The sequence below is a fragment of the Micromonospora sp. NPDC005553 genome (genome assembly GCF_042871765.1).
Lineage (GTDB): Bacteria > Actinomycetota > Actinomycetes > Mycobacteriales > Micromonosporaceae > Micromonospora.
Window position 1 is genome coordinate 26,442 of the sequence record NZ_JBIAJD010000009.1, and the last position, 24,341, is coordinate 50,782.

The 24,341-nt window shown below is 72.9% G+C and carries 18 protein-coding genes and 2 pseudogenes; 6 read left to right on the plus strand and 14 right to left on the minus strand.

Annotated features, from left to right (window positions below; translation table 11 throughout):
- Window positions 1-36 precede the first annotated feature (36 nt).
- Window positions 37-2,601 carry a trehalose-phosphatase gene (gene otsB / locus ACFYPG_RS29880; protein WP_387354630.1) on the plus strand — a complete coding sequence of 855 codons (2,565 nt, stop codon included), beginning with the start codon at window positions 37-39 and terminating at the stop codon, window positions 2,599-2,601.
- Window positions 2,602-2,699: 98 nt separating this feature from the next.
- Here the strand turns inward: otsB and cobA are convergent, their stop codons facing one another.
- From cobA to cobC, 3 genes are read right to left on the minus strand one after another with little or no spacing between them, the layout of a single operon-like run.
- On the minus strand, window positions 2,700-4,022 hold the full coding sequence (gene cobA / locus ACFYPG_RS29885; RefSeq protein ID WP_387354580.1) for a uroporphyrinogen-III C-methyltransferase: 1,323 nt from the start codon (window positions 4,020-4,022) through the stop codon (window positions 2,700-2,702).
- A 40-nt stretch (window positions 4,023-4,062) separates the two neighbouring features.
- Entirely contained in the window at window positions 4,063-5,163 is a 1,101-nt protein-coding gene (cobT, locus tag ACFYPG_RS29890; RefSeq protein ID WP_355008921.1) for a nicotinate-nucleotide--dimethylbenzimidazole phosphoribosyltransferase, read from the minus strand.
- Entirely contained in the window at window positions 5,163-6,248 is a 1,086-nt protein-coding gene (gene cobC, locus ACFYPG_RS29895) for an Rv2231c family pyridoxal phosphate-dependent protein CobC (RefSeq protein ID WP_387354581.1), read from the minus strand. Before cobC ends, cobT begins: the two co-directional genes overlap by 1 nt.
- Window positions 6,249-6,369: 121 nt before the next feature.
- Between cobC and ACFYPG_RS29900 the strand changes: the two genes are divergently transcribed.
- Window positions 6,370-8,499: a transglycosylase domain-containing protein gene (locus ACFYPG_RS29900; RefSeq protein WP_355008923.1), complete on the plus strand. Its 2,130-nt coding sequence runs from the start codon at window positions 6,370-6,372 to the stop codon at window positions 8,497-8,499.
- 90 nt (window positions 8,500-8,589) lie between these two features.
- Here ACFYPG_RS29900 and ACFYPG_RS29905 read toward each other — a convergent pair whose 3' ends face one another.
- Window positions 8,590-9,159 (minus strand): GNAT family protein, encoded by a 570-nt coding sequence (locus ACFYPG_RS29905; RefSeq protein WP_355008924.1) that lies wholly within the window; start codon window positions 9,157-9,159, stop codon window positions 8,590-8,592.
- On the minus strand, window positions 9,156-10,559 hold the full coding sequence (locus ACFYPG_RS29910) for a cobyrinate a,c-diamide synthase (RefSeq protein ID WP_355008925.1): 1,404 nt from the start codon (window positions 10,557-10,559) through the stop codon (window positions 9,156-9,158). Before ACFYPG_RS29910 ends, ACFYPG_RS29905 begins: the two co-directional genes overlap by 4 nt.
- A gap of 205 nt (window positions 10,560-10,764) precedes the next feature.
- Here ACFYPG_RS29910 and ACFYPG_RS29915 point away from each other — a divergent pair, with 205 nt between their 5' ends.
- On the plus strand, window positions 10,765-11,586 hold the full coding sequence (locus tag ACFYPG_RS29915; RefSeq protein ID WP_387354582.1) for an SURF1 family protein: 822 nt from the start codon (window positions 10,765-10,767) through the stop codon (window positions 11,584-11,586).
- A gap of 10 nt (window positions 11,587-11,596) precedes the next feature.
- On the opposite strand, the gene ACFYPG_RS29920 is transcribed toward ACFYPG_RS29915, so the two are convergent.
- From ACFYPG_RS29920 to ACFYPG_RS29940, 5 genes are all read right to left on the minus strand, one after another.
- Window positions 11,597-13,189, minus strand: coding sequence for an ATP-dependent DNA ligase (locus ACFYPG_RS29920; RefSeq protein ID WP_387354583.1), 1,593 nt, complete (start codon window positions 13,187-13,189; stop codon window positions 11,597-11,599).
- A gap of 91 nt (window positions 13,190-13,280) precedes the next feature.
- Window positions 13,281-13,487: a hypothetical protein gene (locus ACFYPG_RS29925; RefSeq protein ID WP_030333429.1), complete on the minus strand. Its 207-nt coding sequence runs from the start codon at window positions 13,485-13,487 to the stop codon at window positions 13,281-13,283.
- A gap of 77 nt (window positions 13,488-13,564) precedes the next feature.
- Window positions 13,565-14,908, minus strand: coding sequence for a dipeptidase (locus ACFYPG_RS29930; RefSeq protein WP_357228731.1), 1,344 nt, complete (start codon window positions 14,906-14,908; stop codon window positions 13,565-13,567).
- 36 nt (window positions 14,909-14,944) lie between these two features.
- Window positions 14,945-16,090 carry a M48 family metallopeptidase gene (locus ACFYPG_RS29935; protein ID WP_357202977.1) on the minus strand — a complete coding sequence of 382 codons (1,146 nt, stop codon included), beginning with the start codon at window positions 16,088-16,090 and terminating at the stop codon, window positions 14,945-14,947.
- Window positions 16,091-16,157: 67 nt separating this feature from the next.
- Entirely contained in the window at window positions 16,158-16,802 is a 645-nt protein-coding gene (locus ACFYPG_RS29940; RefSeq protein ID WP_387354584.1) for a uridine kinase, read from the minus strand.
- A gap of 357 nt (window positions 16,803-17,159) precedes the next feature.
- Here ACFYPG_RS29940 and ACFYPG_RS29945 point away from each other — a divergent pair, with 357 nt between their 5' ends.
- Window positions 17,160-17,561: a rhodanese-like domain-containing protein gene (locus ACFYPG_RS29945; protein WP_355009007.1), complete on the plus strand. Its 402-nt coding sequence runs from the start codon at window positions 17,160-17,162 to the stop codon at window positions 17,559-17,561.
- A gap of 200 nt (window positions 17,562-17,761) precedes the next feature.
- Here ACFYPG_RS29945 and ACFYPG_RS29950 read toward each other — a convergent pair whose 3' ends face one another.
- The 3 genes and pseudogenes from ACFYPG_RS29950 to ACFYPG_RS29960 form a co-directional block, all read right to left on the minus strand.
- Window positions 17,762-19,321, minus strand: a complete 1,560-nt coding sequence (locus tag ACFYPG_RS29950; protein WP_387354585.1) for a cobyric acid synthase — start codon at window positions 19,319-19,321, stop codon at window positions 17,762-17,764.
- A 131-nt stretch (window positions 19,322-19,452) separates the two neighbouring features.
- Window positions 19,453-20,433: pseudogene (locus ACFYPG_RS29955) on the minus strand (cobalamin biosynthesis protein); the annotation flags it as partial.
- Between the two features lie 215 nt (window positions 20,434-20,648).
- Window positions 20,649-21,446 carry a single-stranded DNA-binding protein gene (locus tag ACFYPG_RS29960; RefSeq protein WP_355008930.1) on the minus strand — a complete coding sequence of 266 codons (798 nt, stop codon included), beginning with the start codon at window positions 21,444-21,446 and terminating at the stop codon, window positions 20,649-20,651.
- Between the two features lie 303 nt (window positions 21,447-21,749).
- On the opposite strand from ACFYPG_RS29960, the gene ACFYPG_RS29965 reads away from it, so the two are divergent.
- Window positions 21,750-22,169 carry an HPF/RaiA family ribosome-associated protein gene (locus tag ACFYPG_RS29965; RefSeq protein ID WP_355008931.1) on the plus strand — a complete coding sequence of 140 codons (420 nt, stop codon included), beginning with the start codon at window positions 21,750-21,752 and terminating at the stop codon, window positions 22,167-22,169.
- A 150-nt stretch (window positions 22,170-22,319) separates the two neighbouring features.
- Window positions 22,320-23,327: pseudogene (locus ACFYPG_RS29970) on the plus strand (alpha/beta hydrolase); the annotation flags it as partial.
- A gap of 184 nt (window positions 23,328-23,511) precedes the next feature.
- Here ACFYPG_RS29970 and ACFYPG_RS29975 read toward each other — a convergent pair.
- On the minus strand, window positions 23,512-24,207 hold the full coding sequence (locus ACFYPG_RS29975; protein ID WP_387354586.1) for a hypothetical protein: 696 nt from the start codon (window positions 24,205-24,207) through the stop codon (window positions 23,512-23,514).
- Between the last annotated feature and the right edge of the window lie 134 nt (window positions 24,208-24,341).

The window sequence follows — 24,341 nt, forward strand, 5'->3', positions numbered from 1 at the left end:
TCCCTCAACGATGGGGCGGCAGTCGCCACCGGGGTCATGGACCCTGAGTTGCGCTCCGCCATCGGCCGGATAGCCCGGGTCCCCCAACTCCTTGTCGCCTGCGACTACGACGGCACACTGGCGCCGATCGTGGAGGACCCGAGCACTGCCGTTCCACTGCCCGAGTCAGTGGCCGCGGTCCGCGCGCTCGCCGCGCTGCCGCAGACCACAGTGGCGGTGGTCTCCGGCCGGGCGCTGCGCGACCTGGCCGCCCTCTCGCGGCTGCCCAGCGAGGTGCACCTCGTCGGCAGTCACGGCTCCGAGTTCGACATCGGCTTCGTCGAGCGGCTCTCCCCCGAGCTGGTCGCCGTACGGACCCAGGTCCGCAACGCGCTGCGTGAGATCGCCGCCCAGCACCCGGGCATCCGGCTGGAACGCAAACCGGCGAGCGTCGCGATGCACACCCGTGGGGTCGACCCGCAGATCGCCGCCGCCGCCATCGAGGCGGTCCGCAACGGTCCGGCCACCTTCGACGGCGTCACGGTGACCCAGGGCAAGGAGGTCATCGAACTCTCCGTGGTGGCCACCCACAAGGGCACCGCACTCGACCAGTTGCGGACCCAGCTCGCCTCCAGCGCGGTGCTGTTCATCGGCGACGACATCACCGACGAGAACGGGTTCGCGCACCTGCACGGTCCCGACCTCGGCATCAAGATCGGCCCCGGCGACACCGAGGCCAGCTACCGGGTGGCCGACCCGCTGGAGGCCGCCCGCGCGCTGGCCCTGCTGCTGGAGACCCGGCGGCACTGGCTGTTCGGTGAGCGGGCGGTGCCGATCGAACGGCACTCCATGCTGGCCAACGGTCGTACCGTCGCTCTGCTCACCCCCGAGGCCAAGGTGAGCTGGCTCTGTCACCCCAAGCCGGATTCGGCGGCGATCTTCGCCGACCTGGTGGGTGGCAGCCCGGCCGGTCACTTCAGCGTCGCCCCGGAACGTGGGGGCATCCCGCTGGGCCAGCGCTACCGCTCCGGCACGATGACGGTGGAGACCCGGTGGTCCGGGCTCACCGTCACCGACTGGCTGGACAAGCCGGCCCGGGAGACCACCCCCGGCGACAGCCCGGCGGTCCTCACCGGCGACTCGACCCTGGTCCGGGTGCTGACCGGCAGTGGCAAGGCCACTGTCGAGTTCGCGCCGAGGCCGGAGTTCGGCCAGGTGGCCGTCCAGTTGCAGCCGCTCGGCGACGGCCTGCTGGTGCTCGGCTCGAACGAACCGGTCGCGCTCTACGCCCCCGGCGTGCAGTGGGAGGTCGGCAACGACGGAGGGTACGAGACCGCCAAGGCAACCGTCGACCTCTCCGCCGCCGGTGGGCAGGTGGTGCTGGAGCTGCGCTTCGGCACGCACAGCCTGGAGCACCACCGGGTGCCGATCCACGAGCGGCAGGCCGCGGCCGAGCAGCCCTGGAAGGACTGGGTTGCCTCGCTGCGGTTGCCGTCCACCTCCCGCGAGCTGGTCGCGCGCAGCGCCCTCACCCTGCGCGGGCTCTGCCACGAGGCCACCGGCTCGATCCTGGCCGCGGCAACCACCTCGCTCCCCGAGGAGCTGGGCGGCGTCCGCAACTGGGACTACCGCTACTGCTGGCTGCGCGACGCGGCGCTGACCGCCCGCTCGCTCGTCGACCTGGGCTCCATCGAGGAGGCCGAGGCGTTCCTGCGCTGGGTGGACGGCTGCATCGAGCGCACCGGTGGGCACCCGGAGCGGCTGCACCCGCTCTACACGATCGACGGCTACGAGCTGGGTGCCGAAGCGGTCATCGACACGCTGCCCGGGTACGCCGGTTCCCGGCCGGTCCGGGTCGGCAACCTCGCCAACCACCAGTTGCAGCTGGACGTCTTCGGCCCGATCGCCGACCTGATCGCGGCCGTCGCCGACGCTCGCGGTTCGGTCCGCGACGACGAGTGGCGGGTCCTGGAGAACATGGTCGAGGCGGTCCGCCGCCGCTGGCACGAGCCCGACCACGGCATCTGGGAGGCCCGGCTGCCACCCCGGCACCACGTCTTCTCCAAGGTGATGTGCTGGATGACAGTCGACCGGGCGCTGCATGTGATGCGCGAGCACGGCGGCGAGGACCGGCCCGAGTGGAAGGACCTGCGCGACCGGATCGGCGCGAACGTGCTGGAGCACGGCTGGCACTCCGACGTCGAGGCGTACAGCGTCGCGTACGGGGACGAGGACATGGACGCATCGTCTCTCTGGATCGGCCTCTCCGGCCTGCTCCCGGGCGACGACCCGCGCTTCCTGTCCACCGTCCTACGGATCGAGGCGGACCTGCGCAGCGGCCCGGTCGTCTACCGCTACCACTGGGACGACGGCCTGCCCGGCCGTGAGGGCGGCTTCCACATCTGCACGGCGTGGCTGATCGAGGCGTACCTACGCACCGGCCGCCGCACCGACGCCGAGGAGCTGTTCGCGCAGATGGTGCTGACCGCCGGCCCGACCGGGCTGCTTCCCGAGCAGTACGACCCGCTCGCCGAACGCGGCCTGGGCAACCACCCGCAGGCGTACAGCCACCTCGGTCTGATCCGCTGCGCCCTGCTGCTGGACAACATGCTCAAGCAGTAGTCGAAGGAGAGACCACGACGGGCCGGAGCAGCGCTGCTCCGGCCCGTCGTCTGTCCCGGCTTCCGGCTCCCGGCTCCCGGCGGGATGCAGCGACTCCCTCAGCCGTCGAGGGTGTTGACCACGTCGCCCACCACGACGACGGCGGGCGGCCGTACCTCGGCCGTGAGCACGTCGGCGGCCACCGCGTCGAGCGTCGACCGCAGCACCCGCTGGGTGCCCGTCGTGGCTTCCTGAACAACGGCGGCGGGGGTCTGCGGCGACCGACCGTGGGCGATCAGGGTGGCCGTGATGGCGGCGAGGTTCTTCAGCCCCATCAGGATCACCAGGGTGCCGTGCAGACCGGCGAGGGCGTCCCAGCGCACCAGCGAAGCCGGTGCGTCGGGTGCCAGGTGTCCGGAGACGACAGTGAACTCGTGCGCCACGCCCCGATGGGTGACCGGGATTCCAGCCGCGGCCGGGGCGGCGATCGAGCTGGTCACCCCGGGCACCACTGTCACCGGGACACCGGCGGCAGCGCAGGCCAACAACTCCTCGCCGCCGCGCCCGAAGACGTACGGGTCACCGCCTTTGAGCCGCACCACGAACGCGCCGGCCAGGGCCCGGTCGACCAGGATCTGGTTGATCTCCTCCTGGGCCCGGGACGGGCCGTAGGGGATCTTCGAGGCGTCCACCAGTTCGACGTCCGGGCGCAGCTCGTCCAGGAGCAGTCCGGGCACCAGCCGGTCGGCGACCACCACGTCGGCCTCGGTGAGCAGCCGCCAGCCCTTCACGGTGATCAGCTCCGGGTCCCCCGGCCCCGCCCCGACCAGCGCCACCCGCCCGACCTGCCGCCCGCCCGTCACACCGGCCTCGGTCACACCGGCACCGAGCCCGCCAGACGGCGCAGCGGCAGCACCGGCCTGGCCAGACGGCGCAGCAGCGGCACCGAGCCCGCCAGGCGGCGCAGCGGCGGCAGCGGCGGGCGCCAAGCGGACCGCCAGAAGGTCGCGGACGGCGTCGCGGACGGTCATCGCCCGGTGCGGGTCGCCGCCGCCGAGCACCGCCACGGTGACCGGGCCGTGCCGGGTCACGGCCGGTGTCCAGGCGGTGGCGGCCGTCCGGTCGTCGGCCCGGACGCAGAAGATCCGCCGCTCGGCGGCGACGGCGCTCACCGAAGCCGCCGCCATCGGGTCGTCGACAGCGACCTGGACCAGCCAGGCACCGTCCAGGTCCTCGGGCACGAACCGGCGCGGCACCCAGTGCAGCCGACCCGCGTCGGCCCGGGCGCGCAGCGCCGGAGTCAGCTCCGGGGCCACCAGCAGGACGTCCGCGCCGGCGTCCAGCAGCGCGGGTACGCGCCGGGTGGCGACCGCGCCGCCACCCACCACGACCACCCGCCGCCCGTGCAGCCGCAAACCCAGGGGGTACGGATTGGAGGTCACGCCGCACCACCGAGGCGGACGGCTCGTTCGCGGCGCGTGCTCACTTCTCGGCCACCCCTGCGGAGTCGAAGGTGGCCACCTCGTGCAGCACCCGGACCGCGCCGGTGACCACGGGCAACGCCAGCAGCGCGCCGGTACCCTCACCGAGGCGCAGCCCCAGGTCGATCAGCGGGTCGAGGCCGAGGTGGCGCAACGCGACAGTGGCGCCGGGCTCGGCCGAGCGGTGGCCGGCGACCATGGCGCAGACCGCGTCCGGGGCGAACGCGGCGGCGGCGAGCGCGGCCGAGACCGCGATCACACCGTCCAGCAGCACCGGTGTGCGGCGCGCTGCGGCTCCGAGGATCAGCCCGGCCAGGGCGGCGTGCTCCAGACCACCGACGGCGGCCAGCACCCCCAGCGGGTCGGCCGGGTCGGGGGTGTGCCGGGCCAGCGCGGCCCGCACCACAGCCACCTTGCGCGCGTACGTCGGGTCGTCGACCCCGGTGCCCCGACCGGTGGTGTCGAGTGGGTCGGCGCCGGTGAACGCGGCGATCAGCACGGCGGCCGGGGTCGTGTTGCCGATGCCCATGTCCCCGGTGAGCAGGATGCCGGCACCGGCGTCGATCAGTTCGTCGGCGATCCGGATGCCGGTCCGCACCGCCGCCAGCGCCTCGTCCCGGGTCAGCGCGGCCGTCACTGTGAGGTCGTTGGTGCCCCGGCGGACGGATGAGACAACCAGCCGAGGCACGGCCGGGTCGAGCACGACCGGGTCGGCGGCCGGGTCGAGCACGGCCGGATCGGTGGGCAGCGGGGTGGCCACGCCGACGTCGACCACGGTGACCGAGGCGCCGGCCTGCCTGGCGAACGCGTTGACCACCGCTCCACCGGCCAGGAAGTTGCCGATCATCTGCGCGGTGACCTCCTGTGGCCAGGGGCTGACCCCCTGGGCGTGCACCCCGTGGTCGCCCGCGAAGATCGCCACTGCGGCCGGCTCGGGCAGCGGTGGTGGGCAGACTCCGGCCAGGCCGGCGAGGCGTACCGAAAGCTCCTCCAGCGCGCCCAGCGAGCCCGCCGGCTTGGTCAGCCGGCCGTGCAGCGCCCGGGCGGCGGCCATTGCCGCTTCGTCCGCCGGGCGGATCGCCGCGATAGTGGTCTCCAGCATCATGCCTCCATGGTCTCGCGCAGCACGTCGATGAACTCGTCGGTGGTGTTTCGGTCGCGTACGGCCACCCGCAGCCAGTCGGGGCCGAGACCGGGGAACGTGTCGCCTCGGCGTACCGCCCAGCCGCGCTCGCGAAGGGCGGCCCGGGTCGCTGTCGCGCCCGGCAGGTGCAGCAGGACGAACGCGCTGGCGGGACGGCCGACGACGCGTACACCGGGCAGTTCGGCGAGGCGCGCGACCAGGTGCTCGCGGTTGGCGGCGAGGTCGGCGGCGATCGCGCGTTCGGCCTGGACCGCGACGGCGCTGGCGCAGGCCGACGCGGCCGCCAGCGCGGGTGTGCTGACGGCCCAGAGCGGTTGGACGGCGGCCAGCCGGGACAGCAGCTCCGGCGCGCCGAGCAGGTAGCCGATCCGCAGCCCGGCCAGGCCCCACGTCTTGGTGAGGCTGCGCACCACGAGCAGCCCGGGCAGGTCGCGGCGTTCGGCCAGCGACTCCGGTTCGCCGGGGTGCCCTGAGGTGATGGTGGTGTCGGCGAACGCCTCGTCGACCACCAGCACCCGGCCGGGGCGGGCCAGCGCGGCCACCGCCTGGGCGGGGTGCAGCACCGAGGTCGGGTTCGTCGGGTTGCCGATCATCACGAGGTCGGCGTCGGCAGGCACCCGGGACGGGTCGAGCCGGAAGTCGTCGGCGGCGTCGAGCAGCACCCGCTCGACCGGGTGTCCGGCGGCCCGCAGCGCCGCCTCCGGCTCGGTGAACTGAGGGTGCACCACCACGGGGCGACGCACGCCGCGCAGCGCCTGGGCGATCAGCACGAACCCCTCGGCGGCGCCGGCGGTGAGCAGCACCTCGTTCGGGTGACGGCGGTGTCGGGCGGCGACCGCCGCCCGGGCCGGCGCCGGGTCCGGATAGCGGGCCAGGTCGGTCAGGGTCGCGGCGATCGGGTCGGCCAGCCAGGCGGGCGGTCGCGCCCGACGGACGTTGACGGCGAGGTCGATCAGGCCGGCGGTCGCCTCCGCGTCGCCGTGGTGGGCGAGGTCCGGCTCGACCCCGGCGGGTGGGGCGACAGCACTCGGCTGATCAGACATGTCCGCGATCCTGCCGGGAAGGTGGCCGGTGGGACAGCCGATCTCGGGGTAAGCCGCGTCACCACTCGCCGGTTTAAGAGTTCTTCTCATGTACGAATCGGAAATGTCATAACTTGACCAGGTGAGCAACCGACCCCTTGCTGCCGCTGGTCGTCTCGTCCCTCTCCTCCGCGCCGGGCTGATCGCCGGAATCGTGATCGCCGCCGTCGCCTACCCGGTCGTCGCCCTCACCGGGCTCGGCGCGAAGGCCACCGCGCACGCCGTGGACCAGAAGACCCGGGTGCTGAAGACCGCCCTGCCCGCCGAGACCTCGTACGTCTACGGCCCGGACGGCAAGACCGTGCTGACGATGTTCTACGAGGAGTACCGGCAGTACACGAAGCTGTCGGACATGTCGCCGAACATTCAGCAGGCGATCATCGCCGCCGAGGACTCCCGCTTCTACCAGCACCACGGCGTCGACCCGAAGGGCGTGGCCCGGGCCTTCGTCTCCAACGCCCGCTCCGGCGGCTCCCAGGGCGCCTCGACACTGACCATGCAGTACGTCCGGATGGCCCTACGGGACAGCGCGACCACGCCCAAGGAGGTCCAGGAAGCCACCCAGCAGACCAGCCTGCGCAAGGTCAAGGAAATGCGGATGGCGCTGGACCTGGAGAAGGAGATCAGCAAGGAAGAAATCATGGAGCGCTACCTGAACTCGGCGTACTTCGGGCACCGCGCGTACGGCATCTACGCCGCCAGCGAGATCTTCTTCTCCAAGACCCCGAAGGACCTCACCCCGGTCGAGGCCGCCACCCTCGCCGGACTGGTCAAGTCCCCCTCGGAGTACGACCCGGCCGACTCCGACCAGAAGGAGGCCACCGGGCGGCGCAACTACGTGCTGGACCGGATGAGCCAACTCGGCTACCTCTCCCCCGACTCGGCCACCGCCGCCAAGTCCGAACCGATCCGGCTCAAGCTGACCACCCCACCGCACGACTGCGCCGCGGTGGCGGAAAAGTACAACAGCTGGGGCTTCGCCTGCGACTACCTGAAGAACTGGTGGAGCGCCCAGCCCGCGTTCGGGGCGAACCGGCTGGAACGGATGGACAACCTGCGCCGGGGCGGCTACCGCATCGTGCTCAGCATCGACCCGAAGATCCAGGAGGCCGCGGAGAAGAACGTCGGCACCAAGGAGGCCACCGGCAGCCCGTTCGCCAACGGAATCGTGGTCTCCGAGCCGGGCACCGGGCGGGTGAAGGCCATGGCGGTGAACCGGACGTACTCGCTGGACCTGGCCGAGAACCCGCAGAGCTCCAACCCGGAGGCCGGGCCGAACGTGAAGGCCAACTATCCGAACACTGTGGCACCGCTGCTCGGCGGCGGTGACCTGGCCGGTTACCAGGCCGGATCGACGTTCAAGATGTTCCCGATGCTAGCCGCGCTCGACTCGGGCATGACCCTCTCCACCTCGTTCAACGCCCCATACCGCTACCGCTCCGAGGTCTACGACGGCTGGGCGCCCTCCAACGCCAGCGGCGCCATGTCTGGTCAGCAGACCATGTGGTCCGGCTTCGGCAAGTCGGTGAACACGTACTTCGTCTGGCTGGAGGAGAAGGTCGGCGCGGACCGGGCGGTCAGGTTGGCCGAACAGCTCGGGCTGCGGTGGCGCACCGACGTCGACCGGGACCACGCGTCCCCGGACAAGGCGAAGAAGTGGGGTGCGTTCACCCTGGGCGTCTCCGACGCCACCCCGCTGGAGATGGCGAACGCGTACGCCGCCATCGCTGCCGACGGCCGCTACTGCGAGGCCATCCCCGTGCAAGCGATCATGAACCGGGACGGCACGCCCGCCACGTACGCCACAGCGGGTGGTCTGCACCGTGAGGTGGCCAAGCCGCGCTGCCGGCAGGTGGTCAGCGCGGACGCGGCACGGGCGGCCACCGACGCGGCCCGCTGCCCGACCGGCGACACCCCGGCGCGCGGCAGCTGCGGCGGCTGGTCCACCGCCGACAGCGTGCGGGGCACCGTCGGACGCCCGGTGGCCGGCAAGACCGGTACGACCGACAGCACCCGGTCGGCCTGGTTCGTGGGCTACACCCCGGAGTTGGCTGCGGCGAGCTTCATCTCCGACCCGGACAACCCGTTCAACGCGGTCGGTGACGGGCAGTCCCAGATCCCGATCAAGGCGGTTTCGGAGACCCTACGCGACGGTTTGAAGGGCACCCCGACCCGTCAGTTCACTCCACCGTCGGACGCCATCGTCGGCTGACCGGCGTGCGAGTCAGCGCAGGTCGGCGGGGCTCAGGCTCAGCGCAGGTCGGCGGGGCTCAGGCTCAGCGCAGGTCGGCGGGGCTCAGGCTCAGCGCAGGTCGGCGGCGACGAACGACCACAGCTCCAGATCCACCCGGCCGCCGCTGACGAACCCGGCGTTGCGCAGCAGCCCCTCGTAGCTGAACCCGGCCTTCTCGGCGACCCGGCGCGAGGCCAGGTTGCCGGGAGCCACCCGCAGCTCGACCCGCTGGAAGCCGTGCTCCAGGATCAGCGCGATGGCCACCGCGTCGACCGCCTCGGCGGCGAAGCCGAAGCCCCGCGCGTGCGCCGCCATCGCGTAGGAGATCTCGGTGAGGCGGGCGCCCCAGTCGGTGCGCCGGGTCCACAGCGAGCCCACCACCTGGTCGTCCTCCCGCCGGAGCACCGCGTAGTGGTCACCCTCTCCGCTGTCGCGCCGCTGCCGGGCCAGATCGGTGCACCAGGCCAGCCCGTCGATCGGGCCGGAGTCGCCGGGCAGCGGCAGCCAACGCCGGGTGAGCTTGTCGGCGAAGATCTCCCCGGCCGCCGCCGCGTCGGCCGCTGTGAGCTGCCGCACCTCGGTACGCGGGGTGGAGACGGTCAGCGCCGGGAATCGGCGCACCGCCACCTGACCGATCACACCGACACCTCGCCCGACTGCGCGGGCACCACCTCGCTCGTCGGATCGGCCGCCGCCGCGGCGACCAACCGGGCCGCCGTCGCCGGATGGCTCGCCCAGTGCAGCGTGAGCTGCGAGGCGTGCACGTTGCGCCAGACGAAGCCCTCGGGCGTGCCGCCGTCCCAGCTCCAGGCCGGGCGCTGACCGGCGCGGGGGGTGAGCACCGCGCGGTGTGCCTTGTGCCCGACCAGCACCGTGCCGGTGGCGGCGACGACGCTGTCGGTCTGGGCGGTCGCCTCCCGGTAGCCGGCCACCACCCCGTCGCGGCTGACGCCCACCGCGTCCAGGACACCGCACATCGGCAACCCGTCCAGCTCCCGGGCCAGCCAGAGCAGCCCGGCGCCCTCGGCGATCACCGGACGCCCGGTCCGCGCCAACTCCGCCACCGCGATGCAGAGCCGCCGGTTGGCCGACAACTGCTCGGCGTACGCCTCGGGCAGCGCGCCGCCGACGACCAGCGCGCGGGTGCCGACCGGCAGCGCCTCGTCGCGCAGCGGGTCGACGACGACGACCTCGGCGCCGGCGGCCCGGAGCAACTCGGTGGTCTCCGGGTGGCTGAAACTGCCGCCCGGCCCACCGGCCACCGCCACCAGTGGGCGGTTCGCCGGGGGTGTGAACGTGCCGAGGGCCTCCTCGGGAGACCAGGCCGGCGTCGGCAGCGGCGGGGCGGAGCGGGCCAGCCCGAGCAGCCGTTCCAGGTCGACGGTGGCGGCGACGGCCTCGCCCAGCCGGCGGACCGCACGGACGGCGTCGGCCGAACCCTCGACCACCGGGGCCACGCCGTGTCGCCGCGACGGCAGCACCGCCGGCAGGTCCTGTCGACGCAGCGCGCCGTAGACCGGCACCCCCACGTCGTCCAACGCCTCGCGCAGCATCCCCTCGTGCCGCGACGACGCCACCCGGTTGAGGATCACCCCGCCGAGCCACAGCTGCTCGTCGTACGAGCGGAAACCGTGCACCAGGGCCGCCACCGACTGGCCCATCGCGGCCACGTCGACAACGAGCACCACCGGGCTGCGCAACGCGGCGGCCGCAGCGGCAGTGGACTCCTGCTCGGGACGGCCACCGACCGAGTCGTACAGGCCCATGCTGCCCTGCACCACGGCCAGCCCGGCACCGGCGGCACCGTGCGCCACCAGCGGGGCGAGCCGGTCGAGGCCGACCAGTCGGGGGTCGATCACCCGACCCGGCCGGCCGGAGGCGAGACCGAGATAGGCGGCGTCGACGTGGTCCGGCCCGAGCTTGAACCCGGCGACGTCGACCCCTCGCTCGGCCAGGGCGGCTAGCAGCCCGATCGCCAGCGCGTTCTTACCGTGCCCGGAGGACGGCGCGCTGAGCACCAGGCGCGGCACGACGGTCATCATCGACTCCTCGCGAGCGGCGGCGGGTACGCGACGGGACGACCAAGGCCGATCCGTCGGCGTGACGATACCCGCCCGGCTGGAGGCGCGAGCACCGCCAACCGGGGTCCCTGGCCCGGCCCTGGCCGGACGCCCGGTCGCCGGTCCCGGCCCATCCGGCCCGGTCCAGGTCAGTGGCGCCGGTCATACGAGTAGCCTCGGTGCCGTGTACCGGTTCCTGCTGAGCCCACGCTGGCTGGGCGCTCTCGCGCTGACCCTGGTCGCGGCCGCCGTCATGGTGTTCCTCGGCAACTGGCAGCTCGACCGCTACCGAGGGCGCACCGAGGTCAACGAGCGGATCGACGCGGGCCAGCGAATGGCTCCGGTGCCGCTCACCGACGCGCTGCGCGCTCCCGCCGGGGGCGCGGGGACGGCCGGTCCGGCGCCCGCCGAGGACAAGGTCTGGACCCGGGTCACCGTCACCGGCCGGTACGACCCCACGAACACGGTGCTGGTCCGTGGCCGCACGGTGGACAGCCGGGTCGGTTTCGAGGTGCTCACCCCGTTGGTGCTCGCCGACGGCACGGCGGTGCTGGTGGACCGGGGCTGGATCCCGCCGGCCCCCGGTGGGGCGACCGCCCAGCCGTCGGTGCCCTCCGTGCCGATCGGCGACGTGACCGTGGTCGGCCGGGTGCACGAGACCGAGAGCGGCGCCGGCACGGTGGCCCGCCGCGACGGGCTGCTGGAGATCCGGCGGATCGGGGTGTCGCGGCTGGCCGGCCAGCTTCCCTACCCGGTCTACGGCGCTTACGTGCTGCTCGACGAGCAGACCCCGGCAGCCGATCCGGTGTTCAAGGCGGTGCCGGTCGGGCACGCCAACAACTGGCAGAACTTCGGCTACGTCGTACAGTGGTGGCTGTTCGCGGTGATGGCGCTGTTCGGCTATGGCTGGGTGGCCCGTCGGGAGGCCCGCCGGGCCGCCGGAATCGGCACCACCCCGGCTCCGCTGGACCGGGCCGCCGAGCCGACGCCGACCGCTTCCGCCTGACCTCGCCCGGTCAGCCGGTGACGCGGCCGGCGTGGATGGCCCGGACCGCGTCGATCGTGTCCGCCTCGGCGGCGGACTTGTCGTCGCGATAGCGGACCACCCGGGCGAACCGCAGCGCCATTCCACCGGGATAGCGCGAACTCGTCTGCACCCCGTCGAAGGCGATCTCCACCACCTGCTCGGGCCGGACCCGGACCACCCAGTCGCCGCGTTCCACGGCGAGGTCGAGGAACCGTTCGGTCTGCCACCGCAGCAGCTCGTCGGTGAGCCCCTTGAAGGTCTTGCCGAGCATCACGAAGTCACCGGTGCGCGCGTCACGCGCGCCCAGATGCAGGTTGGACAACCAGCCCTTGCGCCGGCCGCTGCCCCACTCGACGGCGAGCACCACCAGGTCGAGGGTGTGCCTCGGTTTCACCTTGACCCAGGCGGCACCGCGCCGGCCGGCGTCGTAGGGGGCGTCCGGCGACTTGACCACAACGCCCTCCTGCCCGGCGTCGAGCGCGGCGGCGAACGCGGCGGCAGCCTGCTCCGGGCCGTCAACCTCCATCCGACCGACAAGCAGCGACGAATCCACCGAACCGGCGAGGGCGGCCCACCGCTCCCGGCCGGGACTGTCGATCAGATCCTGGCCATCGAGGTGCAGCAGGTCGAAGAAGTACGGGGTGAGCACCGTGGCGCCCGTGCTGGCAGCCGCCGCGAGCACCGCCGGAGCGACAGGTGTGCGCCCGGTGGTGCTGGGGGTGGTGCGTCGGGCGGCCCGGCTCGACGTCTGCTGGAACGGCAGTGGGCGGCCGGTCTCGTCCAGGCCGATCGCCTCGCCATCGAGGACCAACTCCCGGCCCGGCAGGGCACGGACCGCCGCGACCACCTCGGGCACCCGGGTGGTGATCTCGTCGAGGCTGCGGGTGAACACGGCAATGTCGGTGCCGGAGCGGTGCACCTGGATGCGGATGCCGTCGAGCTTCACGTCGACCACCGCCGGCGTGCCGGTCGCGGCGAGCGCCTCGTCGACCGAGGGGGCGCTCTGCGCGAGCATCGGCGCCAGCGGGCGGCCGACCTGTAGACCGAAGCCGGCCAACTCGGCGGCCCCTCCGGCCAGCGCGGCCACCGCCACCGCCCGGAGATCACCGGCGAGCAGCAGCGCCCGGCGGACCACCGCGACCGGCACCTCGGCGGCCCGCGCCACCGCGTCCGCGAGGAGGCCGGCCTGGGCGCCCTGCCGTAGCTCGCCACTGAACAGGCCGGTGAGCAGCCGCTGCTCGTCTGCCGTCGCCGCCGCGTAGAGGGCGCCGAGCAGCGCCCGACGCCGAGCCTGTGAGCCCGAGCCGTGCACCGCGGCGAGCTGCGCGATGGCCGCGTCCACGCCGGCCACAGTCAACGTCGGCTCGGCGGCCGGCGGCGGCAGGTCACGCAGACTCGCGTAACCGACGCCGGTCTGCCGTTGGCGTAGCTCACCGGCGAGATAGCCGGCGCCGGGCTCGACCTCGCCGGGGTCGAGCCGGCGCAGCGCGTCAGCGAGCAGCTCCACCTTGGCGCGCCGGCCGCTGGTGGCGCCGACGGCGGCGGAAGTGGCTGCCAGATCGAGGAACCGCACGCAGCTCATCCTGCCAGTCACCTCCGACACCGCCCGGGCATTGCCGTGCCCGGGCGGTGTCGGCAGGGTGCCGCCCACTCACTGGACGACGGATCAGGGCCTAGGCGGAGACGGGTTCCTCGATGCGCAACCCCCGGGCGCGGACCTCGCCGGCGACCCGGGAGAGCACCGAGTCGAGGGCGACCAGTGCGGCGGAGAGCTCACCGAGCTGTTCGTTGAGCGTGTCCTCGGACCACGCGGAGACATCGACATCTCCCAGCGCGCTGACAGCGGCCCCCAACCGGGCCATCACCTCGTTCGTACTCATGTACGAAAGGCTATAACAGCTGACCATCCGACACGCCGTAAACTCCCAGATCAGGCCCAAAGTTGCCGTTCTGATGCCTAACTGCTCACCGCCGCCACGTTGCGCAGGAGCAGTGCCTCGGCCAGGCAGACCCGGGCGAACTCACCCAGGTGCAGACTCTCGTTCGGGCCGTGCGCGCGGGCGTGTGGGTCCTCCACGCCGGTCACCAGGATCGCCGCCTTCGGGAACATCTCCTGGAAGGTGGCGATGAACGGAATCGAGCCGCCAACGCCGATGTCCACCGGGTCGGTGCCGTCCCAGGCGGTCCGGAAGGCCGAACGGGCGGCGTCGAACATCGGCCCGGACGCGTCGATCACGCACGGGTCACCGTCGTGTTCGAAGGTGACGGTCACCTGTGCACCCCACGGCGCGTGCTGCTCCAGGTGCGCGCGCACCGCCGCGTACGCCCGCTTGGGGTCGTCGCCCGGGGCCAGGCGGATGCTGAGCTTCGCCTTCGCGGCCGGGACCAGAGCGTTCGGCGCCTCGCCGGTGGACGGCGCGTCGACACCGAGAATGGCCAGCGCCGGCTTGGTCCAGAGTCGGTCGGTGATCCGGCCGGTGCCGATGAACTGCACGCCCTCGGCGAGCCCGGCCTCGGCCCGGACCCGGTCCTCCGGGTAGTCGACGGTGGCGCCCTCCCGGCCGACCAGGCCGTCCACCGCCACGTCACCGGCGTCGTCGTGCAGCGTCGCCAACAGCCGGACCAGCGCGGTGAGCGCGTCCGGCACGGCGCCGCCGAACATGCCGCTGTGCACCGCGTGGTCCAGCGTGCGTACCTCGACGAAGCAGTTGACGATGCCCCGCAGCGAGGTGGTCAACGCCGGCACGCCGATGTCCCAGTTACCGGAGTCGGCGATCACGATGACGTCCGAGGTGATCGCGTCGCGGTGCTCGGCCAGCAGTTGCTCCAGCGAGTCGGAGCCGTACTCCTCCTCGCCCTCGATGAAGAGGACCACGCCGACCGGCAGCGCGTCACCGTACGCGCGCAGCGCCGCCACGTGCGCCATGATGCCGGCCTTGTCGTCGGCCGCGCCCCGGGCGTAGAGCCGGCCGTCCCGTTCCACAGGCTCGAACGGGTCGGACTCCCACAGCGACCGGTCGCCGACCGGCTGGACGTCGTGGTGGGCGTAGAGCAGCACGGTGGGCGCGCCGGGCGGGGCGGCCCGACGGCCGATCACCGCCGGCTGGCCGCCGGATCGCACGATGTCGACGTCCAGGCCACAGCCGCGCAGCAGCTCGGCGACCGCCTCGGCGGAGCGTTCCACGTGTGAGTGGTCGAAGCCCTCGAAGGCGATGCCGGGGATGCGGACGAGTCGTTCCAGGTCCGCCCGGACGCCGGGCATCTCCCGCTCGACGGCGGCCCGTACCTCGGACTCGGTCATGATCGGTGAGGTCATGACCGGCATCGTATGCCGGCCTTACCGGGGTGTGCCGGCGGAGCCCGTACCGTCACCGCTGTCCGCGGGGCCGGCGCCGGCCCGCGCGCCCGGGGCGGCCCGCCCGGCGCGGTGTGCGCGGCCCGCCGCCTCGGTGGCGGCATCCATCCAGGAACGCGCCCGACCGGCGGTGCCGCCCACCCACTCGCCGACGTCGCTCGCGCCGTCGCCGAGCCGGCGCAGCAACCCGACCAGTGGGTCGGTCGACCGGCTGAACTCCTCCCGGTACGACTCGGCAGCCGCCTTGATCTCCTCCGACACGCTTGTCGAGCTGTCGTCCTCGCGGCGCGGATAGTCCCCCGCCAGCACCCGCCCGTACGCCCCGGAGTCGATCCACTGGCGCAGCGACGCCGCCCGCGCCACCGGCACCGGGTGGGTGCTCCACGCGGTCATCCGGATCTTGTGCAGGCTGTCGCGCAGGTCGCCGCCACCGGCGTACTCGGCGGCCTGCTCCAGGAAGGCCGTGGTGTCGACCTGGGACAGGTCACCGCCGCCGGCGAGCTTCATCAGAAGCCGCAGCGCGGCGGCCGGGTCCTGCCCGGCGAGCAGGCCGGCCCGGTCGGCGGAGAGCTCCGCCTTGCGCCACCACTCCAGCATCGCCGCGATGATGGCGCGCAGCGCGATCGCGCCGACCGGCAACCAGCTCAGGTTGGCCGCCCACCGGGTGAGGATCATGAGCATGGTCTTGTAGACCGCGTGCCCGCTGCCCACGTGGCCCAACTCGTGGCCGAGCAGGCAGCGCAGTTCGTCCTCGTCGAACTGCTGCACGCAGGCGGAGTTCAGCACGATGAACGGCCGCTCCAGCCCGACCGCCTCGGCGCCCAACCAGGGCGACTGGGTCACGTAAAGCTCGGGCAGTTCGGCCACGTCGAGCGCCGCCGCGGCCTCGGTGTAGCGCTGCCACACCGCCGGATACTGCCGGTGGTCGACCCGGATGCCGGAGGCCAGCACGGACAGCCGGAAACCCCGCTCGTTCCACATCCCGAAGAACGCCCGCACCACGTCGTCGAAACCGCGCAGCTCCCGCAGCGCGACCAGGGCACCCCGGTCGGCCGGGTGCTCCCAGGCCCGCGAGCTGATGCCGGTGAGGGTGATCCGACGCCGCGCTGGCGCGTCCGCTGCCGTCATGGTGGCTCCCCGTTCGCCGTAGCTCTCCGCATCGTGCCGCAGACCGTGGCCCACGTCCATGCCCCGCTCATCGCAGCCGCACGTAGTACCGGTCCGCGTCGTACGGCAGTGTCGGCGCGCCGTCCACCACCAGGTCGGCGTGGGTCGCGGTCTCATCGACGGCGAAGTGCGCCCGCTCGCCGTCATGCCAGCGGCGCAGCTCGGGCAGGATCTCCGGCCCGTCCCGGACCACCGCGCGAGCCAGCCGCAGCGACGCGGGCGCGGTGACGAACACGGCCAGCGTCAGCTCCGGCCGGACGACCGCCCGAGCGGCGCTGACCCCCTCGACCACCAGCACCGGAGCCACCGGAACCGGAACCGGCCGGGGCAGGAAACACCGCCGGACCCAGCTGTACCGCCGGTAGGCACCCGGCTCACCGACACGCAGCGGGGCGAGCACCCCCTCGTCGAGCCGGGGCCAGAAGGTGACCTGGTCGTCCCACCCGTCGAGCAGGTCGTCGGTGTGCACCACCGGCGGTCGGCCGCCGAGCGGCCCCGCCAGGGCATCCGCGAGCTGCGCGGCGAACCGGCTCTTACCCGCGCCACTCGGCCCGTCGACCGCGACCAGCCGGGTCCGCCCCAACCGCGCCGGGCCCGCGAGCACCCGACGAGCCAGTTCGGCGTACGCCTCGACAACCGCCACGGTCGGCAGGCCAGTCTCCGGGTTCAGCACAGCCTCCGAGTGCAGCGCGGCGTGGCCAGGCGCGACCTGGCGAGACGCGACTTGGCCTGGCCCGACCTCGCGTGGCCCATGACCCGAAGTATGCCGCGACGGCCGCTGACCACGGTGATCGACTCGGCTTCCTTGAAGTCGCGGTATCCCTGTCGGCCGGACACCGCGACTTCATTGAAGCCGAGTCGATCATGCCCGGTGGGGCGGCGTGGTGGGTCACCCTGACACGTCCGGCTGACCGCCCCGGCCGGCCACCGTCACGTCCGGGGGAATTGGGGCGGCGACGGGTGACGGGCGGCCCGTTCGCCGCCCGGGGTGCCACCGAATCGGCATGATCGGGTGGTGCTCCGAGACGTGATGAGCCCCGGTATAGACGCCCTACTCGAACAGGCCCGTGCCGGGCTGCACCGACTGACTCCGCAGCAGACCGTCGAGGCGGTCCGCGGCGGCGCGTTGCTGGTCGACACCCGTACCGAACTGCAGCGCCGCGAACAGGGCGACCTGCCGGGCGCGGTCGTCGTCGACCGGACCGTACTGGAGTGGCGCCTCGATCCGGCCAGCGCCTGGCGGATCCCGGAAGCCACCGGGTACGACCGGGAGATCATCCTGGTGTGCCGACAGGGTTACAGCTCCAGCCTGGCCGCCGCCAGCCTGCAGACCCTCGGGCTGCGCCGGGCCACCGACATGATCGGCGGCGTGGACGCCTGGCTCGCCGCCGGCCTGCCCACCACCGACCGTCCCGCCGACATCCGCCCTTAACCCCGAACCGAACCCTCTGCCCCAAACCCCGACCCACCTCTGCCCCAGCCCCTGACCCTGACCCTGACCCTGACCGGTCGATCATGGAGTTGTGGTGGGGGACGTAAGTGGCCAGTCGGGGTGCAACGGGCACCACAACTCCATGATCGACCAGGCCGGCGCATTCGCGGTGGGCGAAGGCAACGGGCTGGGCGATACAGCTAGTTCTCGGACGTGGGTTTGACCGGTGGAGGGCCGGGTGGGATGAAGGGCAGGTCGGCGGGTGGGCCGGCTTCGATGAGACGCCAGAGGGCATCGGTGTCCAGGTGTTCCTCGACCAGGTCGCCGAGCAGCTCGAGTGACTGTTCCCGGGCGGCGGCGAAGCTGGTGGCCGGTGCGACCCGGAACCCGCTGCGACCGGCCAGACGAGCGGCCTCGGTGAGGAACCACCGGCGGAACTCGTCGGACTCGAACGCCCCGTGCCAGTGCGTGCCGTGCACCACGCCGAGCACGGCGCCCTCTGCGACGCCCTCGTCGCTGGTCAGCAACGGGGTCAGGCTCGGGTCGGCCTGTGAGACGTACCCATGGTGGATCTCGTAGCCCCGCACCGGAAGGCCACCGGGGCCGGTGCCCACCGACTGCCGGACGGTCTTGCGCGGGTCGAAGGTGATGTCGATGGGCAGCAGGCCGAGCCCCGGCACGCTGCCCTGCCGGCTCTCCACCGGATCGTGAATGGCACGGCCGAGCATCTGGAAGCCACCGCAGAGGCCGAGCAGGGGCTTGCCGGCTGCCACATGGGTGGCCACCGCGTCGGCGAGACCGGTCTCGCGCAGCCACCCGAGGTCGGCGACGGTGGACTTGGAACCCGGTAGGACGACCAGATCGGCGGCGGCCAGTTCGGCCGGTTCGATGGTGAGGCGCACCCGGACGCCCGGCTCGGTGGCGAGCGCCTCCACGTCGGTGGCGTTGCTGATCCGGGGTAGGCGGACGACGGCCACGTCCAGCCATTCGCTGCCGTGCGGGGCGGCGGGTCGACCGAGCACCCGACCGTAGGCGAGTGAGTCCTCCGCGTCGAGCCACAGGTCCAGTGACCAGGGCAGCACCCCGTACGTGGGACGGCCGGTGACCTGACGCAACATATCCAGACCCGGCTGGAGCAGCCCGAGGTCGCCCCGGAACTTGTTGATCACGAATCCGGCGATCAGCGCCTGGTCGGCCGGGTCGAGCAGGGCCACGGTGCCGAACATCGAGGCGAAGACACCGCCCCGGTCGATGTCGCCGACGACGATGGTGGGCAGGTTGGCGTGCCGGGCCAACCCCATGTTGACGTAGTCACCGGCCCGCAGGTTGATCTCCGCAGGGCTGCCGGCGCCCTCGCAGATCACCACGTCGTACGTCTCGCGCAGCTCGGCCAGCGCGGCGTACGCGGTCTCGGCGAGCCGGGGACGCAACTGCCGGAAGGTGCCCGCGGTGATCGTGTCGACCGCCTCGCCCAGCAGCACCACCTGACTGGCCAGGTCGCTGCCCGGCTTGAGCAGCACCGGGTTGAACCGCAGGTCGGGTGCGAGCCCGCACGCCGCGGCCTGCATGGCCTGGGCGCGCCCGATCTCGCCGCCACGCCCGTCCGCCCCGACGACCACCGCCGAGTTGTTCGACATGTTCTGCGCCTTGTACGGCGCCACCTTCACGCCCTGCCGGTGCAGCCAACGGCAGATGCCGGCGGTGAGCACGCTCTTGCCGGCGTCGGACGTCGTGCCGGCCACCAGCAGCCCGCCGCTCACCTCCCACTCCCCCGGCGCACCCCGACGACCCTGCCCATACCGACGGCCCGCAGCCCGTGCTCACCGGCACCGGCCGACCGCAGGGCCCCGGCCACGCCGCCCCACCCGCGCCCTCCGGCCATCTCCGCCGACCCTCGCCGGCCCACGGCACCGGTCAGTGCACGCCTGCTCAGCGCACCAACCAGCCGGCCGAGCGTCACCGGGTACGCGGCGGCCAACCCGACGGCGGCCAGCCCCACCGCGCCGGAGATCCGGGCGGCCCGCTTCAGGTGCCGCGCCTCGGGGCGGGGACCGTCGCCGAGGAACGGCCGCACCTCGGAGCGCCCGAAATAGACGTTTCGACCACCGAGGCGGACCCCGAGCGCGCCCGCCATCGCCGCCTCGCACTGACCGGCGTTGGGGCTCGGGTGGTCGTTGCGGTCCCGCCGCCACACCTGCCAGGCGTGCTGCCGGTCGCCGTGCGCGACCGGCGCGACGGCGATGGTGAGCAGCCCGGTCAGCCGGGACGGCAGGAGGTTGAGCGCGTCGTCCAGCCGAGCGGCCGGCGTGCCGAACCGCGCGTAGCGCGTCGACCGGTGCCCGACCATCGCATCGAGGGTGTTCGCCGCGCGGTAGCCCAGCAGCCCGGGCAGACCAGCGACCGCACCCCAGAGCAGCGGAGCGACCACCGCGTCGGAGGTGTTCTCCGCTACCGACTCGACTGTGGCACGGGCCAGCTCCGACTCGCCCAGCGTCGACGGGTCCCGCCCGCAGAGGTGACCGAGACGTCGCCGGGCAGCGGGCAGGTCACCGTCACGCAGCGTACGACCCATGACGGTCGCCTCGTGCCGTAGCGTGCGGCCGCCCAACACGGTCCAGGTGCCGGCCGCCACCAGCACCGCCCGGGTCACCGGCCGGTGGCGGGTAGCCGCCGCGGCGACCGCCCCGAGCAACACCGGCCCGCCCACGGCCAGCGCGGTGAATGCCGTACCCGCCGTTCGGTCCGGGCGGTAGAGGTGGCGCTCCAGCGCGCCCGCTGCCTGCCCGAAGCCGGCCACCGGGTGCCACCGGCGGGGGTCACCGAGCACCCTGTCCAGCGCGTACCCGGCCAGCATCCCCACCGCGTTCGCCATCGGCGCTGTCCGTCGCACCCGCACCACCTCCGGCCGGCCAGCCTAGACGAGCATTCCGTGAACCAGCCCAACCCACGGTGCCGCACCGGCAACGAGAACCCGTGAGTGACAGGTCGACAAACCCGCCGACGTCCTGTCACGCGGGGTGACGACGCTGGTCGCGCCGCCACCCCGCCCCCGTCGTGCCGCTCAACCGCGACGGCCGAGCCGATCGGTCAGGCTGGTTGCGGAATCCGGCCCCGACCACGCCGCCCTCGACCGGGCTGCGCCGGCTCCGGCTGCCCCTCGTCGGGCACCGACCCCAACTCGTCGTCCAGGTCACCGTCGGCGTTGTCGTCGTCCACCTCGGGCGACGGGGCCAGCTCGTCGTCGAGTGCCGGCGCAGCGTCGGCCGGCCCGCCCTGTCCGCCGCTCGCAAGTGCTCCGCCGTCACCGAAGACGCCGCCGCTCGGAGGGCTGTCGTCGTCCGCCGGGACGTTGCCGAACGGGCTGGTTCGCAGCTCCGCGTAGTCGGGCAGCTCGAAGTCGTCGTCCAACGCACTGCCGTCGGGCAGCACTGGCGCCTGCCCGGCCGGCACCGGCTCGGTGGGCTCGCCGTGCACCCGGCTCTCGGCCTCCGCGTCCTCCACCGTGCTGGTCGCCATGCTCGGCCGGTTGCGCAGGAAACGGGCGCGCCCCCGGGAGAGGTCATGGCCGACGGCCACCGCCTCCAACTCGTAGAGCGTGCGGTGGTTACCGCCGTCGTCGGTCCAGTCGCGGGTGTAGAGCCGCCCGCAGACCACCACCGGATCGCCGACCATGACGGAGGCCGCCACCCCCTCGGCGAGCTTGCGCCAGCAGTTGACGCGGACGCGGAGCGAATTGCCGTCAACCCACCGGCCGCTGTCCCGGTCGAGTCGCCGGGCGGTGGACGCGACCTTGAAGTTGGCCACCAGGGTGTTGCTCTGGGTCGTACGCCGCCACTCGGGCGTAGTCAGCACATTGCCGACGATTGTCACGTAAGTGTCGAACATCGTCCCTCCAGGGGGATCGGGGCCTGCCAGCGCGAGTCGACTCGACACGAGCATCGACACTGAAGGCGCCCTTCGTGAGCACCCGTCCCCGGCCTGTGGATGACGAACCCACCTGTGGACAACGCCCTGATCAAGGCCTGCTGTGGTACGCCCGACCCACCCGACCCGCCGTCCACGGTTTCCCAGGCCGCCCGAACTGGGTAAGGACTTGATCAACGCACCACCGACAGCTCCACGTCGACGAGAGGTCAGCGCCATGATGATCACTACCATCGGCTCCGCGAACGCTTCCGAGGCGCAGCGATGAGCGCCGTGGCGAACCCGGCCACCGTGGCTGAGTGCCTGCGGGTGGGCGCCGGGTTCTCGCAGGGCGACCGCAACTGGATCGCCGAGCAGTTCGGCACCCTCGACGCCCGGCTCGCCAGCTTCCACGCCGACGCCACCGAGCTGGAGGTGTCGGTGAAGGACCGGGAGGCGCGCGGTCAGAAGGTCACCCTGGAGTGCTGGATCGCCGGCCGCCAGAAGATCGTCACCACCTCCACCGAGGAGGACCTGCACGCCGCCCTCAATGACGTCCGGGACGACCTGCGCCGCAAGCTCAACGACGCCAAGACCCGCCAGGAGCCCCGGCACAACAAGCACCTGCGCGATGTCCCGCAGCCGCAGATCGACGCCGACGAGCCCGTCGACCCGGCCCTCCGCGCCGACGCGGAAACCGCCTGACCCACGCCACACCCCCGCGATCTTGCACTTTCGAACGCCGAATGGCGGCAATCACCCCTTACGCCGGGACACAAAGTGCAAGATCGCGGGGGCGAGCATCGGGCGGGCGTGGGCTACCGCTGGGTAAGTTGGCGGCGTAGCGTCGCGTTCGTGGAACCGGACGTGTTGGGGCCGCCGTACGAGCGGCAGACGATCGACCTGGGCACCGACGACGAAGGCCCCGTTGTCGCGACGCTGGTCCGGCGGCGGGCCGAGCGCCCCACCGGGCGGGCCGTGCTCTACGTGCACGGCTTCGTCGACTACTTCTTCCAGACTCACCTGGCTGACTTCTTCGCCGAGCGAGGCTGGGATTTCTACGCGCTCGACCTGCGTAAATACGGCCGGAGTCTGCTCCCGGCCCAGACCCCGAACTTCTGCCGCGACATCAGCGACTACTTCCCCGAGCTGGACGCCGCCGCCGAGATCATCCGCAAGGACGACGGGCACGACACCCTGCTGGCGATGGGCCACTCCACCGGTGGCCTGATCATCTCGCTCTGGGCGGACGCCCGCCGCGACACCGGCACCATCGACGGCCTGGTGCTCAACAGCCCCTTCTTCGACCTGAACGCCCCCTGGGCGGTCCGTCGACCCCTCGCGGCCGCCGTGTCCCGGCTGGGCCGCAGGGCACCGCACCGCATCCTGCCGTTCGGGCTGGGCACTGTGTACGGCGAGAGCATCCACTCCGACCACCGCGGCGAGTGGACCTACGACCTGGCGTGGAAGCCGCTGGCCGGGTTCCCGGTCCGGGCCGGTTGGCTGAACGCGATCCGCACCGGGCAACGCCGGCTGCGCGCCGGGCTGGACATCCAGGTGCCGGTCCTGCTGGCCTGCTCGACCCGGTCATTCCGGGGCACCAAGTGGCACGACAACGCGACCCTGGCCGACGCCGTACTGGACGTCGAGCACATGGTCCGCTATGCGCCCCGCCTCGGTCGCCACGTCACACTGGCGCGCTTCGACGGCGGGTTGCACGACCTCACGCTCTCCGGCCCGGCCGTGCGGACGAAGGTCTTCGACGAGGTGGGCCGCTGGGCCGAGGCGTTCCTCGCCGCCGGCCCCACCGCCCCAGCCGACGCCGCGCCGACCAATGCCGCCCCACCCGACGCCGCCCGGACCAATGCCACCCCACCCGACGCCGCCCGGACCAATGCCACCCCACCCGACGCCGCGCGAACGGACGCGGTCCCAGCTGCTGCCGCGCCCACCGATGCCGACCGCACTGACACAGCGCCGGCCGACGTACAGCCGGCCGACGCGGCGAAGGCGACGACGGCCGGCGGCTGACCAGGCCGGGCGCGGTTCAGACGTCGCCGGGCGTCGCCGGAAGGATGGCGCTGATCCGGTCGAAGGTCGCGACCGGGTGCGCGCCGACACCGGGCAGGACCAGGCCCAGGCAGTACGGGGAAACCTCACCGGTGGCTTCGGCCTGCACGATGAAGACCGGCGCGCCGACGTACCCCGGGGGCAGCTCGGTGGTGATCAGCACGGCATCCCCGTCGCGGACCACCCGCTCGATCGCGACCTCCAGCGGCCGCGACCCGTCTTCGCGTACCCCGTGGGCCAGCACGAAAGCGGAACTGGTGTCGGCGCCGAGGCGGGCGACCACCTCGGGCCCGGCGGCGATCCCCGCCGGCACCGGCTGCACGCGCCACCGCCAGCCGCCGTCGCCGGCATACCGGTGCAGGCCAGCGGTCGGCAACACGGCGACCCCATCGCCCGCGAAGCGGGCCCAACCGGGCACGATCTCGGCCTCGGAAATGACGGCCGGGGCCACTCCCGCCGGCTCGGTGACGCTGGCCCGCAGGGTCAACTCACCACCCGAACCGCCCACCAGGTCGGCCGCCGTCAGCAGCGACTCTCCCACCGGGTCGTCGCCACCCTGGAAGAAGAACGCGGTACCGACGTCGCCCGATGACCGGTACGGCAGGATGGCGCGACCGACGACCTGGCACAGCTCGTAGGCGACGTCGCTCTCGGCGTCGGAATCCAGCAACACCAGCCAACGGTACGGTCCACGGCGAGGCCGTCCCGCGGTAACCCGGATGCCCGCTCCCCGGCGGACGTGAGACTCTGCTCGGCAACGTGGACGCGGGCACCCTTTTCGCCGTCGGGCAGTGGGACGGCGGTACC

Coding starts and splice junctions, on each gene's coding strand:
- ACFYPG_RS29945 (WP_355009007.1), top strand. CDS start 17,160: ATGAGCCCCGGTATAGACGCCCTACTCGAACAGGCCCGTGCCGGGCTG.
- ACFYPG_RS29910 (WP_355008925.1), bottom strand. CDS start 10,559: ATGACCGTCGTGCCGCGCCTGGTGCTCAGCGCGCCGTCCTCCGGGCAC.
- ACFYPG_RS29935 (WP_357202977.1), bottom strand. CDS start 16,090: ATGACGGCAGCGGACGCGCCAGCGCGGCGTCGGATCACCCTCACCGGC.
- ACFYPG_RS29930 (WP_357228731.1), bottom strand. CDS start 14,908: ATGACCGAGTCCGAGGTACGGGCCGCCGTCGAGCGGGAGATGCCCGGC.
- cobC (WP_387354581.1), bottom strand. CDS start 6,248: ATGTCTGATCAGCCGAGTGCTGTCGCCCCACCCGCCGGGGTCGAGCCG.
- cobT (WP_355008921.1), bottom strand. CDS start 5,163: ATGCTGGAGACCACTATCGCGGCGATCCGCCCGGCGGACGAAGCGGCA.
- ACFYPG_RS29965 (WP_355008931.1), top strand. CDS start 21,750: ATGAGCGCCGTGGCGAACCCGGCCACCGTGGCTGAGTGCCTGCGGGTG.
- otsB (WP_387354630.1), top strand. CDS start 37: ATGGACCCTGAGTTGCGCTCCGCCATCGGCCGGATAGCCCGGGTCCCC.
- ACFYPG_RS29920 (WP_387354583.1), bottom strand. CDS start 13,189: ATGAGCTGCGTGCGGTTCCTCGATCTGGCAGCCACTTCCGCCGCCGTC.
- ACFYPG_RS29960 (WP_355008930.1), bottom strand. CDS start 21,446: ATGTTCGACACTTACGTGACAATCGTCGGCAATGTGCTGACTACGCCC.
- ACFYPG_RS29925 (WP_030333429.1), bottom strand. CDS start 13,487: ATGAGTACGAACGAGGTGATGGCCCGGTTGGGGGCCGCTGTCAGCGCG.